Source organism: Komagataeibacter europaeus LMG 18890, from assembly GCF_000285295.1.
GTDB classification, from domain to species: Bacteria; Pseudomonadota; Alphaproteobacteria; order Acetobacterales; family Acetobacteraceae; genus Komagataeibacter; species Komagataeibacter europaeus.
Genome location: NZ_CADP01000025.1, coordinates 1 through 12840, shown reverse-complemented (window position 1 = coordinate 12840; position 12840 = coordinate 1). Strand labels below are relative to the sequence as shown.

General features: G+C 61.7%; 10 protein-coding genes, 3 tRNA genes and 1 pseudogene. 5 read left to right on the top strand and 9 right to left on the bottom strand.

The features are described from left to right. Positions 1–12: 12 nt before the first annotated feature. The 6 genes from atpD to GEU01_RS09690 form a co-directional block, all read right to left on the bottom strand. The gene (atpD, locus tag GEU01_RS09715) at positions 13–1488 is read right to left on the bottom strand and encodes a F0F1 ATP synthase subunit beta (RefSeq protein ID WP_010508955.1); all 1476 of its coding nucleotides are present in this window, start codon (positions 1486–1488) and stop codon (positions 13–15) included. Between the two features lie 32 nt (positions 1489–1520). After that, positions 1521–2402, bottom strand: a complete 882-nt coding sequence (locus GEU01_RS09710) for a F0F1 ATP synthase subunit gamma (RefSeq protein ID WP_019085928.1) — start codon at positions 2400–2402, stop codon at positions 1521–1523. Between the two features lie 16 nt (positions 2403–2418). Next, positions 2419–3957 carry a F0F1 ATP synthase subunit alpha gene (gene atpA, locus GEU01_RS09705; protein WP_010508948.1) on the bottom strand — a complete coding sequence of 513 codons (1539 nt, stop codon included), beginning with the start codon at positions 3955–3957 and terminating at the stop codon, positions 2419–2421. Beyond that, on the bottom strand, positions 3957–4553 hold the full coding sequence (locus GEU01_RS09700; RefSeq protein ID WP_010508946.1) for a F0F1 ATP synthase subunit delta: 597 nt from the start codon (positions 4551–4553) through the stop codon (positions 3957–3959). The genes atpA and GEU01_RS09700 overlap by 1 nt, the downstream gene beginning before the upstream one ends. A gap of 303 nt (positions 4554–4856) precedes the next feature. Further along, complete coding sequence (locus GEU01_RS09695) at positions 4857–6281, bottom strand: MFS transporter (RefSeq protein ID WP_019085927.1); 1425 nt, start codon at positions 6279–6281, stop codon at positions 4857–4859. Between the two features lie 100 nt (positions 6282–6381). Beyond that, positions 6382–6455, bottom strand: a tRNA-Gly gene (locus GEU01_RS09690). A 226-nt stretch (positions 6456–6681) separates the two neighbouring features. Between GEU01_RS09690 and GEU01_RS09685 the strand changes: the two genes are divergently transcribed. The 3 genes from GEU01_RS09685 (at position 6682) to nusG (ending at position 7626) form a co-directional block, all read left to right on the top strand. Further along, positions 6682–6758, top strand: a tRNA-Trp gene (locus GEU01_RS09685). 134 nt (positions 6759–6892) lie between these two features. Then, complete coding sequence (gene secE / locus GEU01_RS09680) at positions 6893–7087, top strand: preprotein translocase subunit SecE (RefSeq protein ID WP_007397644.1); 195 nt, start codon at positions 6893–6895, stop codon at positions 7085–7087. A gap of 8 nt (positions 7088–7095) precedes the next feature. Then, positions 7096–7626 (top strand): transcription termination/antitermination protein NusG, encoded by a 531-nt coding sequence (nusG, locus tag GEU01_RS09675; protein WP_010508943.1) that lies wholly within the window; start codon positions 7096–7098, stop codon positions 7624–7626. 126 nt (positions 7627–7752) lie between these two features. Here nusG and GEU01_RS09670 read toward each other — a convergent pair whose 3' ends face one another. The 3 genes and pseudogenes from GEU01_RS09670 to GEU01_RS22570 all read right to left on the bottom strand — a co-directional run. Next, complete coding sequence (locus tag GEU01_RS09670) at positions 7753–8394, bottom strand: PqiC family protein (protein ID WP_019085926.1); 642 nt, start codon at positions 8392–8394, stop codon at positions 7753–7755. 4 nt (positions 8395–8398) lie between these two features. Next, positions 8399–10063, bottom strand: coding sequence for a PqiB family protein (locus GEU01_RS09665; RefSeq protein ID WP_026018633.1), 1665 nt, complete (start codon positions 10061–10063; stop codon positions 8399–8401). Between the two features lie 204 nt (positions 10064–10267). Further along, a pseudogene (locus GEU01_RS22570) lies at positions 10268–11554 on the bottom strand (paraquat-inducible protein A); the annotation flags it as partial. 95 nt (positions 11555–11649) lie between these two features. On the opposite strand from GEU01_RS22570, the gene GEU01_RS09655 reads away from it, so the two are divergent. Continuing rightward, positions 11650–11724, top strand: a tRNA-Thr gene (locus GEU01_RS09655). 706 nt (positions 11725–12430) lie between these two features. Further along, on the top strand, positions 12431–12840 hold a 410-nt coding region (locus GEU01_RS22565; RefSeq protein WP_042710803.1), incomplete at its 3' end, for an IS5 family transposase.

Below are 12840 nucleotides of genomic sequence, written 5' to 3'. Positions count from 1 at the left end.
GTGGGTCGGGGTTCAGGCCGATTCCTTCATTTTCTCGGCCTTGGCCACCGCTTCCTCGATCGCACCGACCATGTAGAAAGCGCCTTCGGGCAGGTGGTCATATTCACCAGCCACGATCGCCTTGAACGAACGCACCGTATCTTCCAGCGAAACCAGCTTGCCCGGCGCACCCGTGAACACTTCGGCCACATGGAACGGCTGGGACAGGAAGCGCTGGATACGACGCGCACGCGCCACGATCAGCTTGTCGTCTTCCGACAGTTCGTCCATGCCCAGGATGGCGATGATGTCCTGCAGGGACTTGTAGGTCTGCAGGATACGCTGCACGTCACGCGCCACCTGATAATGCTCGTCACCGACGATCTTCGGGTCAAGCGAGCGGGAGGTGGAGTCCAGCGGGTCAACAGCCGGATAGATACCCATTTCCGCAATGGAACGGTTCAGCACCGTGGTCGCGTCAAGATGGGCGAAGGTCGCGGCGGGCGCCGGATCGGTCAGGTCATCGGCGGGGACGTAAACGGCCTGCACCGAGGTGATCGAACCCTTCTTGGTCGAGGTGATGCGTTCCTGCAGCGCGCCCATTTCCGTCGCCAGTGTCGGCTGGTAGCCCACGGCGGAGGGAATACGGCCCAGCAGCGCGGACACTTCGGCGCCAGCCTGCGTGAAACGGAAGATGTTATCGACGAAGAACAGCACGTCCTGGCCTTCGACATCGCGGAAGTATTCCGCAACCGTCACACCGGACAGGGCGACACGGGCACGCGCGCCCGGCGGTTCGTTCATCTGGCCATAGACCAGCGCCACCTTGGACCCTTCGGTCGAATCGCCCTCAAGCTTGATGACGCCCGCGTCCTGCATTTCATAATACAGGTCGTTACCTTCACGGGTACGTTCACCGACACCGGCAAAGACCGACACGCCGCCATGGGCCTTGGCGATGTTGTTGATCAGTTCCTGAATGATGACGGTCTTGCCCACGCCGGCGCCACCGAACAGACCGACCTTACCGCCCTTGAGGTACGGGCACAGCAGGTCAACCACCTTGATGCCCGTGGGCAGGATTTCGGTCGCGGCGGCCTGCTCGTCAAACGCCGGGGCGGCACGGTGAATGGGGGCGCGCCCCTTGCACGGCACCGGGCCACGGTCATCGATCGGGTCACCGATCACGTTCAGGATACGGCCCAGCGTGCCGGGACCGACCGGCACGGTGATCTGGCTGCCGGTGGCGGACACTTCCGCGCCGCGGGTCAGGCCATCAGTGGTATCCATGGCAATGCAGCGAACTTCGTGTTCACCGATTTCCTGCGCCACTTCCAGCACCAAGGTCTGGCCGTTCAGCTGAACGTGCAGTGCTTCGAGGATATGCGGCAGCGTACCCTCGAACTGAACGTCAACAACGGCGCCGCGGACCTGCGTCACGCGACCAACGACATTGCTTTTCTGCGCCTGCGTGGAGACAGGAGCCTCTTGAGTTGTGGTTTCCGACATGGGACAGCTCCTGTGAGCGTGAAGATCGATCCTCAGACAGCCTGGGCGCCCGAGATGATCTCGATCAGTTCATTGGTAATATTGGTCTGACGCGTACGGTTGTAGGTCAGGGTCAGGCGGTCGATGGCCTTGCCGGCGTTACGGGTGGCGTTATCCATCGCGGTCATCCGCGCGCCGTTTTCACCCGCCGCCGTTTCCAGCATGGTCGCGTACAGCTGGACCTGCAGGTTGCGTGGCAGCAGGCTGGACAGCATCGTGCCCTCGTCCGGCTCGAATTCATAACTGGCGACGTCGGCGTTGCCCGTATTGTCGTTTTCCGGCAGCGCCAGCGGGATAAGCTGCATCTCCGTCGGCACCTGGGTCATGACATTGCGGAACTGGTTGTACACCATCGTGCAGATGTCGAATTCACCCTTTTCCAGCAGGGACGCAATCTGTTCACCCAGTTCCGTCGCGGACGAAAAGGGGATTTCCTTGCTGGCGGACAGGTGACGGTGACCGATGATGAGGTCAGCGAAATCCCGTGACAGGAATTCGTACGTCTTGCGCCCGACCGGCAGGATCTTGACCGTCTTGCCTTCCGCCTGAAGCTTGAGCACCAGATTACGGGTCGTACGGTTGATGTTGGAGTTGAATGCACCGGCCAGACCACGGTCGCTGGACATGGGGACAAGCAGATGCACCTTGTCCTGACCTGTTCCGGTCAGCAGCGCAGGCTGCCCGCCTTCGCCCGCCACGCTGCGGCCCACTTCGGCCAGCATACGACGCATTGCATCGGCATAGGGCCGTGCGGCCGCCGCGCGGGTTTCAGCCCGACGCAGCTTTGCCGCCGCCACCATCTTCATCGCGCTGGTGATCTTTCGCGTCGATTTGACGCTGCCGATCCGTGCGCGCAGTTCCTTCAGGGAAGCCATGGTTGCCCGATCTTCCTCAGTTGCTGAACTGACGGCCGAACGTCGTCAGGAAATCATTCAGGCGGCTTTCGATATCCTTCGTCAGCTGGCGCTGGGTACGGATCGATTCCAGAATGTCCTTGCCCGACGTGCGGACATCGTCCAGCAGGCGCTTTTCGTAAGTCGTCACCTGATCGACCGGCACGGCATCGATATAGCCGCGTGTGCCGGCAAACAGGACAACCACCTGCTCCTCGACCGCAAGCGGCGAGGTTTCGGGCTGCTTGAGCAGTTCGACCAGACGCGCACCACGTGCCAGCTGCTTCTGCGTGGCCGGGTCCAGATCGGACGCGAACTGCGAGAACGCCGCCATTTCACGATACTGCGCCAGTTCCAGCTTGATCTTGCCGGCAACCTGCTTCATCGCCTTGATCTGCGCCGCAGAACCGACACGGGACACGGAACCGCCGACGTTCACCGCCGGGCGGATGCCGCGATAGAACAGGTCGGTTTCAAGGAACACCTGACCATCGGTAATGGAAATCACGTTGGTCGGGATATAGGCGGACACGTCGCCTGCCTGCGTCTCGATCACCGGCAGGGCGGTCAGGGAGCCCGCGCCAAACTTGTCGGACATCTTCGCCGCGCGTTCCAGCAGGCGCGAATGCAGGTAGAACACGTCACCCGGATACGCTTCACGTCCCGGCGGACGACGCAGCAGCAGCGACATCTGGCGGTATGCGACAGCCTGCTTGGACAGGTCATCATACACGATCAGGGCATGCATGCCGTTATCGCGGAAGTATTCGCCCATGGAGCAGGCGGCATACGGCGCGAGATACTGCATCGGGGCGGGGTCAGACGCGGTGGCCGCCACGACGATGGAGTATTCCATCGCGCCGGTTTCCTCCAGCGTGCGCACCAGCTGCGCAACCGTCGAACGCTTCTGCCCGATGGCGACATAGATGCAGTAGAGCGACTTGGTCTTGTCACCCAGCGCGTTGACGGTCTTCTGGTTGACGATGGTGTCGATCAGGATGGCGGTCTTGCCGGTCTGACGGTCACCGATGATCAGTTCACGCTGGCCGCGCCCGATGGGCACAAGCGCGTCAATCGCCTTGATGCCGGTCTGCATCGGCTCACTGACGGACTGGCGCGGCATGATGCCGGGGGCCTTGATTTCCGCACGCTTGCTGATGACTTCACCAACCAGCGGCCCCTTGCCGTCGATCGGGTTGCCCAGGCCATCGACCACGCGACCCAGCAGGGCCGGGCCGGTCGGCACTTCCACCACCTTGCCGGTACGGGCGACGGTGTCGCCTTCGCGCATGGCGCTGTCATCGCCGAAAATGACAACACCGACGTTGTCATTCTCAAGGTTCAGGGCCATGCCCTTCTGGCCACTGGCGGGGAAGTCCAGCATTTCGCCGGCTTCGACATTCTGCAGGCCGTAGACACGGGCAATGCCGTCACCCACCGACAGGATGGTACCTGTCTCGGCAACGTCAACGGCCTTGTCGAACGTAGCGATCTGCTGCTTGAGGATATCCGAAATCTCGGAGGGGCGGATTTCCATCACGCGGCTCCCTTCATGGCATGGTGCAGGCGGGTAAGGCGGGATCTGAGGCTGGTATCATACAGGCGGGCGCCAATGCGCACGACCAGACCGCCCAGCAGGGCCGCGTCAACACGCTCCTGGATATTGACTTTGGAATAGCCGGCCTCGGCAAGGCGGCTGCGAAGCTGGACACGCTGCAGATCGGTCAGGGGATGGGCGGACACGACATCCGCCACCATTTCCCCGCGCCGGGCCGCAGCGATAGCCGCCAGCGCGGCAAGAATTTCACGCAGGCGCGGAAAGCGGCGGTTATTCGCCACCACGCCAACAAAATCACGCATAAGGGGGCTGAAGCCTTCAGCCTCCAGCACGGCATCGACCGCCTTCCGACTGTCGCGGATGTCGAGCGTACGATCCGTCAGAACGGTGCGCAGGTCGGCATTGCCGTCGATCAGTCCGGCAAGGCTGGATGCCTGCTCCAGAACAGGGTCAAGCTGCTTGCGGTCAGCCGCAAGTTCATAGAGCGCCGTCGCATAACGACCGGGAAGGCCATTGGCAATGGAGGCGATCGGTATTGAGGTCGTTCCACCCGAATCCACTGTCCGCTTTTCCAATCCAGAATCTCGATTCAAACACAAGCCGCCTGCCCGGAAACCTTGGCCCCGTGCGCTGCTGGCGCGGCTCTAGCACGCAGCGTAAGCGCACGCAACAGATCAGGCAGCCTGCCGGCATCGTCCGACACCACTGAACCGCCCGTTTTCCCGCGCACGTGAACGCCCCCGCTACAAGTTGGCGGGATCATACATGCAGGACACCATTTCGGAAACAGCAAACCCGCGATTTTGTTGCGCCCTGGCACGGTTCTGGTGACGGGATCATTAGGCATTGATATGCATTAAGTGCATATCAATGATGCGTCAGCTTGAATCCAGCAGCGCAGCAACCTGCCGCGCGCTTTCCTTCGCCCGGATTCCGGTTGAAACCAGCCCCAGACCGGCAATCCCGGCGGCCGCGATGGCCATGCACCACCAGACGACATGCGTGGCCTGGGGAAATTCTTCCCACTGCACGCCCCCGGCCCGCACGCTGCCCGCACTCAGCGCGCCCCCCAGCGCAATGCCCAGCAACGCCCCCACCTGTCGGCTGGTGGACGCGATGGCCGCCGCCACCCCTGCCTGCGTGCGCGGCATGCCCGAAATGGCGGAATTGGTAATGGGCGCGTTGCACATCCCGAACCCGCATCCACACAGGCCGTAGGACACCAGCAGCAGCCATAGTGGCGTATGCGCGTCCAGCCCGGTCAGCAGCAGCGCGCTGATCCCGAATCCGACAGCCGATATCAGCAATGGCAGCCGCGCGCCGTACCGCCCCGTCAGCCGTCCCGACAGCGGCGCGCACGTCATGCTGCCAAGGGCGAAGGGCAATGTGCACAGCCCGGCCTGTAGCGCGGGCAGGCCACGCACATCCTGCAGGTAGAGGGTATTGAGGAACAGGAACGCGCTGAAAATGGCAAAGGCCAGCACCGCCGTCACGATCGCGCCGGAAAAAGGCCACGCCCGGAAAAACCGCAGGTCAATCAGGGGCGAGGCCGTCCGCCGCTCCACGATGACGAACCCCAGGACAGACAGCGCACCGAAACCGAGGAATCCGGAAATGGTGGGGGAGGACCAGCCGTAATTATGGGCCTCGATCAGCCCGGACGTGACCATGGCCAGCGCCACGATGGCCAGAAGCTGTCCCGGCGCATCAATGCTGCGCCCGCGCCCGCCACGGGATTCAGGCACGAAACGCAACGTCAGCACGATCGCGATCAGGCCAATGGGCACATTGACCCAGAAAACCGCCTGCCACCCCACCCAATGCACCAGAATGCCGCCCACCACCGGCCCCAGCGCAAGCGCCACGCCCGACGTCGCCCCCCATATGCCGATCGCCTGCGCGCGGGCGCGGGGTTCCACATACACATTGGTCAGGATCGACAGCGCGACGGGATTGAGCATGGACCCGCCAATCCCCTGCACCGCGCGGGCCATGACCAGCATTTCGACACTGCGCGCCATCCCGCACAGGGCGGAACCGCCACAGAACAGCCCGATCCCCAGCAGGAACATCCGCCGCCGCCCGAACCGGTCAGCCAGCGACCCCACCAGCAGCATGAGGCTGGCGACCATCAGCGTATAGGCGTCCACCACCCATTGCAGGGTGGAAAAACTGCCATGCATATCCGCGCGGATGGAGGGGAGCACGACGTTGACGACCGTCACGTCCATCATGACCAGCAGCAGGCTGAGACAGCACGTGCCCAGCACGATACGCGGGTGAATCGCGGAAGAACCGGTCATTGTCATGTAAGGCTACCCCTCCCCTGCCAACAGCGCGGCCCGACGGCAACGAATCCGGCATTCCTGTCTGGCAACATATTCGGTTATTGCAAGGGGAGTATGGAGCGGGCGAAGGGAATCGAACCCTCCTCAGAAGCTTGGAAGGCTACTGCATTACCACTATGCTACGCCCGCTCATAAGGTTGGCAGAACCTATACCGTTTCCGCCATGCGCGTGGCAAGCCCATAAACCCGTGGCACGGGGCAAACAGGTAAAACTTTCATTTTTATGCGCCACCCCCTTGACTTTCGACGCGAGTCATACTTTTTTCCGCTTCCTGTGCCGGGTTCGCATGGATGGCCCGAAACGGCGCGGCAGTCGCCACGCCACGATGTTTCGGGTTGATGCAGGCGGCTTTGCAGGGGTGTAGCTCAATTGGCTAGAGCGCCGGTCTCCAAAACCGGAGGTTGCGGGTTCGATACCCTCCACCCCTGCCATTTTCCGGTCGGGCATTACCCTTCCGGCCTGGCACCCGATGGGTCGGGCCACAATGGCCCGCACCGGTTCTTAGGCCCCGCACTGGCTGGAGCAGTCCGGTTGGTGCGCCGTGGCGTTGCAGGAAGGGTATTTCGTGTCGGTCAGTCCCGCGAAATTTGTTGAAGACGTCCGTGCCGAGGCCAGAAAGGTCACATGGCCCACCCGACGCGCCACCCTGATGACAACGGGTGCGGTTCTGGCCATGGCCGGTCTTGCATCGGTTTTCTTTTTCCTCGTCGACGAGGTGATCGGCCTTGCCGTACGGAAACTCTTCGGACTGGGAGGCTGAGTTCAGCCATGGCCAAGCGGTGGTATGTGATCCACGTCTATTCGGGCTTCGAGAAGAAGATAGCCCAGCACATCACGGAACAGGCCGCCCAGAAGGGCCTGGCCGATCATTTCGGTGAAATCCTCGTTCCATCGGAAGAAGTGACGGAAGTGCGCCGGGGCCAGAAGGTCAATTCGGAACGCAAGTTCTTCCCCGGTTACGTGCTGGTCAACATGGAACTGACCGATGAGGCATGGCACCTGGTCAAGGACACGCCCAAGGTCACCGGTTTCCTGGGCAGCAAGACCCGTCCCTCGCCCATTCCCAAGGTCGAGGCCGAACGGATCATGAAGCAGGCGCAGGAAGGCGTGGAACGCGTCCGTCCGTCCGTCACCTTCGAGATCGGCGAGCAGATCCGCGTGGCTGATGGTCCCTTCACCTCCTTCAACGGCACGATCGAGGAAGTGGACGAGGAACGTGGCCGCCTGAAGGTCAGCGTTTCCATCTTCGGCCGGTCCACGCCGGTAGATCTGGAATACAACCAGGTGGAAAAGGTCTGACCTTTCCCTACCTGACGACAAAGGCGCCTCCGGGCGCCTTTTTTATTGCCTGCGGCAGATTGTAAAAAGCTTTGAAGAATGCCGCCTTTTAAAAAAAGGCGGCACCCAAAAACTTCTATTCACTGTTCAGGAGTGATGGGCCGCTGGTGCCGCAGGCAACACCTGCAACCGTTCGGCTGCCATGTCCGCCACCTGTCCCGTCAACTGGCTCAGCGCCGCCACCATGGCGCGCGTGCCGGTGCCCGTGGGTGACGCACTCAGGTCAAGCGGCACGGACAGTCCGTGATCCGCATCCCCGACCCTGTGCACGGACAGGCTGCCCGCAAGATGTACCAGCCCCGCCGAATCGCGTGCGAAGCGGGTGATCTCGACCTCGACAGCCCCTTCCGCCGGTACGGTGGTCGCGTCATTCTGGGCAAAGACGGTCCGGCCCGGCAGGCGCTGCTGCAGGTCGGTGGACAGCACATGGCCCAGCATCAGGGCCAGTGGCTCGCTCCATGCCGCGCCGGCCAGTGGCGTGACACTGTAATCATCCTGCACGCCCACGATGGTCTGCCGGTCCAGTGAGGACGGAACACCGGGGGTACGGACCTCGATCACGGCGGGAACCTGCGACGCGGTGACGGCAGGCTGCGTACTGGCCACCGGGGCCAGTGAATACAGCGTCGGGTCGGACGACCCGCACCCGGCCAGCAGGAGCGTTCCCGCCATGGCAGCCGTTGCGGCCATGGTCCGCCGCGCGGAATGTGTGAAGAAGGGGCGTCGCATGGTCTTATCGTCCCGTAATCAGTGCCGAGGGATGGTGGGTCAGAAAGTCCGACAGGAAGCGCAGCGAGCGCGCGGCGTCATTAAGCTGCTGCATCATCTGCTGCAGGTTGCGCTGGAAGTCGGTATCGCCGCCATAGCTGGACAGGACCGAGTTCGCGTTTTTCAGCGTCTTGTCCATGCCGGTCAGCAGTTGCGGCATTTCGCTGCGGGCGTCACGCGATATGACCTGCAGGTTCTGTAGCGAACCGCGCAGCGCGGTCAGCGCCTGCTTCGTGTCGGGGCTGTTGATCCGTGCATCGGCATGGGCCAGCAGGCTGGTCAGGTTGTCGCCCATCTGGGTCAGCGGCATGGCTGCGATCTTGTCGCCAATGACGGACAGCGAATCCATGATGCCCGCCATGCCACCCGCCTGACCCGGCAGGACCATGGCGTCACCTTCCATCGTGATCTGCTCGGGCTTCGCGTTCCTGACGAAGGTCAGCGCGATTTCGGATTCGCCGGTCAGCATGCTGGTGCTCTGCACCGCGGCGCGCAGTCCGTCCGCCACCTGCGTGCGCAGCAGGCCGGCCATGGCATCGGGCGGCACCTGCTGGTTATCCAGCACGCGTTCGGGCTGCAGTTCCATGGCCACGCGCACATGCGCCTTGCCGGTGGCGGGATTAACCTCCAGCTTCACATCGTCAATCATGCCGACCTGAATGCCGAACATGGTCAGGCGTCCTCCCTTCGTCAGGCCGGACACCGAACTGGTCAGGTAGGTGACAAGGGGGATACGCTCCCGGTAGCCCGCGCTGTTCGCTTCTTCCGCGCTGTCATACAGCGGGAAGGTGGTGTCGGCCCCGGCGGTGCTGGGCAGGGTATTCTTTTCATTGCGCGCATCGGGCGGATCAAACGCGACCCCGCCGGACAGCAGCGCCTGCAGCGACTGCAGCTTGACCTTCAGCCCACCCGGACCAAGACCCACCTGCACGCCAGACACGTTCCAGAAGCGCGTGGTGGTGCGCAGGTAACTGTCGTACGGGGCCTGCACGAAAATCTGCACCTTGATCGGTCCGCGGCCTTCGGGCGGCATGGTGTAGCCCAGCACTTCACCCACCACCACGTCGCGAAAGAAGATCGGCGCGCCCTGACCGAGCGAGCCAAGGGACTGCGTAACCAGCGTATAGGTATGCCCCGGCTGGTCCGAACGCACGCCCGGCGGCGATTCCAGTCCCTTGAAATGCGTGGTGTAGCGACCGCCCGGCTCCCCCGCATCCATGGCGATGTAGGCGCCGGACATGACGGTTTCCAGGCCGGTGACGCTGGCGCCGTTGATACGCGGCCGCACGACCCAGAAACGGGCATGGTCGGTCAGCGTGCGGGCGGCGGAGGACGTCATGCGCACGGCGACCTCGACATGGTGCAGGTCATCGCTCAGCCGGATCGAATCGACCGTACCCAGCGACACCGCCTTGTTCTTGACCTCGGTCTGGCCACTGGTCAGGCCATCGGCCGTATCAAAGCTTATGACGATCAGCGGTCCACGTTCGGTCAGGCCGCGCCAGCCCAGGTAACCCGCGATCAGGATGGCGACAATCGGCACAAGCCAGACCACGGAGAAACGGTACCGCCGCGTACGGGCCTGCGGCACGTCCCCCCGCGGGTCATTGGAAAGGAAATCGTCATTCACGCCTGATCTGGCTCCATGCTGGCCGGTCCGGTGCCGACCGGGGAAAGGGAAGGTGAAGGGGTCGTCTGTCCGGGATCCCGCGTTACCTGCGCACGCAGTACGGACGGGGGCAGGCCATCGACCACCCGGCCGTTGCGGCCCGCCNGCATCCCACATGATGCGGGGGTCAAAGCTCCATGCCCCCAGCAGGGTCAGCACCACGACGGCGGCAAAGGCCACCATGCCCGCATTGGCGGTGACACTGGCCATGGCGTTGAAGCGCACGACCGCGACAAGGATCGAAATCATGAATACGTCGATCATGGACCACCGGCCCACCATGTCCACCACACGGAACAGCCGGGTCCGGGCCACAAGGTGTCCGCGCGCGCCATGCCATGTCTGCCAGACCATCCAGCCAAGGCTTGCGATCTTGAGCATCGGGACGGTGATGGAGGCGAAGAACACCAGCAGCGAAAGCGGGATCATGCCGTCCATCCACAATTCGATCGCGCCCTCGACAATGGTATGGCCACCCCCGCCGCCCATGCGCATGAAGGTCATGACGGGGTACAGGTTGGCCGGGATATAGAAAACGATGGCCGCGATCAGGAAGGCGGTGGTGCGTGTCAGCGATTGTGGCAGGCGACGCCAGACCTTGTGCTCGCAACGCGGGCAGATCCCCACGCAGGTCAGGTTGGAAACCGGATGCGCCAGTTCCCCCACCAGCCCGCATGACGTGCAGGCCACCAGATGGTCCACCGGCGGCATGCCGACATCATCCACATGCACGTAGTCCACTTCAACCGCCTGGTCACCTTCGGCCCGGGTCAGGGAATCGATGCGGCGATGCCGCCAGATCATTTCGGTATCCAGCGTCGAATCCGTGGCCGCCATGGTCAGCATCAGCGCGCCGATCAGGTACACGGCGGGCCCGACATCGACATGGGCCATGTCGGTCAGCTTGGTATAGGCGACGAAGATGCCAAGGATATAGACCTCGACCATCGACCATGGCCGCAGCTTGTCATACCAGACCAGGACACGCGGCGCCCAGTCCGGCAACTGCCGGCATGACGCGGCATACAGGATGGCGAACATGAACCCGATCGCAATGGCCGGGGCCAGGATCGTGACCGCGCCCACCAGCACGCCCGCTTCCCCCCACCCTTCATGCATGAGTTCCATCGGCCCGGTCAGCAGGTCCACGGTGCGCTGCCTGCCATACACATCCAGCGTCATGAGCGATGACGCGAGGGCCGCCAGATAGAACGCGGCCGAACTGATGCAGAATGCAAGCGGCGTCGCCAGTGGCGCGGTCCGCCGCCTGCGCGCCAGCTTCTGCCCGCAGCGCACGCATGATGCCTGCTGACCCGGGTCCAGATCCGGCAGGCGCTGGTACAGCCCACAGCCGGGACATTCCGACAATCCGCCAATGACGCGCACATGGCGGACAGGGCCGGGTTCCACATCATCACAGCGTAGATGTGGGGAGGAAGAGGACGTGTTCATACCGGGCACAGCATATAGACCAAATTAAAATGGGGAATGCCGCATTTGAGATATTGCATCATGCCAGACCATCGTTTATCAGACGCCACAGGTCTGCCGACATAGCTCAGGGGTAGAGCAACTGATTCGTAATCAGTAGGCCCTCGGTTCAATTCCGAGTGTCGGCACCACCTTCCCCCCTGATTTTTCCAAGATTTCAAACTTGCCCGAATTCGTAGACCGTTCCCCTGATTCCATGGGGTAGCGGGTGGGTAAGGCCGTCCATTTCACGGCACCCCGGATCGCGACCGGAAACGGATTCGATGACATTCGAATTCCCGGTTGATTCCGACCGTCCCGTCTGGCTGGCGCCCCGGCATGGACGAAACCGCCATGCCATTCGGTACCCCCTTCCTGGTCGTAACCATCCAGCCTGCCCGTAAACCCTTGTCATGTCGGGTATCAGCCTGTTCGACCATTGGTATTATAAATAATTACAGAATATGTCTTATTTAAAAATAATTGTAATTACAAGCGGGTTATTTGTTGTATTCCAACTGCAACATATAGAGGAGCACCTGTCATGGGGATAATAAACAATCTCAATTCCTTCTTCGGAAATTACGAAGACACGTTTTATATAGAAAAAATATCTATTGATGAGATATCCATAAGCAAAAATGGAAAAGTCATCCCGGATACATCCGACCTTTTACACGATTTTTTATACGACCATGAAGAAAAGACCATATGGAATACAAAAGAAGGTTTCGTATTCCATATGGCGGATGATTGTTATGTCATCGATTTCGACGATTATATAAGAGCCCGATCCGAAAGTTTTTGAACAATACCAGCCTGTTGTGATTCATCCGTCTTTACGAAGAGATGGAGTGAATGGTGACATGGACTGGTATTGCCCGACGTGAACATAGCCGGGAAGGAATGCGATATCCATCGGATACGACGGACGAAGAGTGGGCTCTGATCATGCCATTTATACCCCCGGCGAAACGGGGTGGTCGCCCCCGCACGACGGATATGCGCGAGGTGGTCAACGCGATGCTCTACATAGCCTCGGCCGGGTGTGCGTGGCGTTTGCTGCCGAAATGCTTTCCGCCGGTCTCGACCGTCAGGCGCTATTTTTACGCCTGGCGTGATGCCGGATTGTTCGAAGTCATGAATACGGTCCTGGTCATGAGCCTGCGCGAGATTGAGGGGCGTGAAGCCTCTCCAAGCGCGGGCGTGATTGATAGCCAGTCGGTAAAAACCACGGAAAGCGGCGGGCTTTCGGGCTATGACGCGGG

Excerpts from the sequence above, each read along its gene's own strand:
- atpD (WP_010508955.1), bottom strand. The coding sequence starts at position 1,488 with ATGTCGGAAACCACAACTCAAGAGGCTCCTGTCTCCACGCAGGCGCAG.
- GEU01_RS09710 (WP_019085928.1), bottom strand. The coding sequence starts at position 2,402 with ATGGCTTCCCTGAAGGAACTGCGCGCACGGATCGGCAGCGTCAAATCG.
- atpA (WP_010508948.1), bottom strand. The coding sequence starts at position 3,957 with ATGGAAATCCGCCCCTCCGAGATTTCGGATATCCTCAAGCAGCAGATC.
- GEU01_RS09695 (WP_019085927.1), bottom strand. The coding sequence starts at position 6,281 with ATGACCGGTTCTTCCGCGATTCACCCGCGTATCGTGCTGGGCACGTGC.
- nusG (WP_010508943.1), top strand. The coding sequence starts at position 7,096 with ATGGCCAAGCGGTGGTATGTGATCCACGTCTATTCGGGCTTCGAGAAG.
- GEU01_RS09670 (WP_019085926.1), bottom strand. The coding sequence starts at position 8,394 with ATGCGACGCCCCTTCTTCACACATTCCGCGCGGCGGACCATGGCCGCA.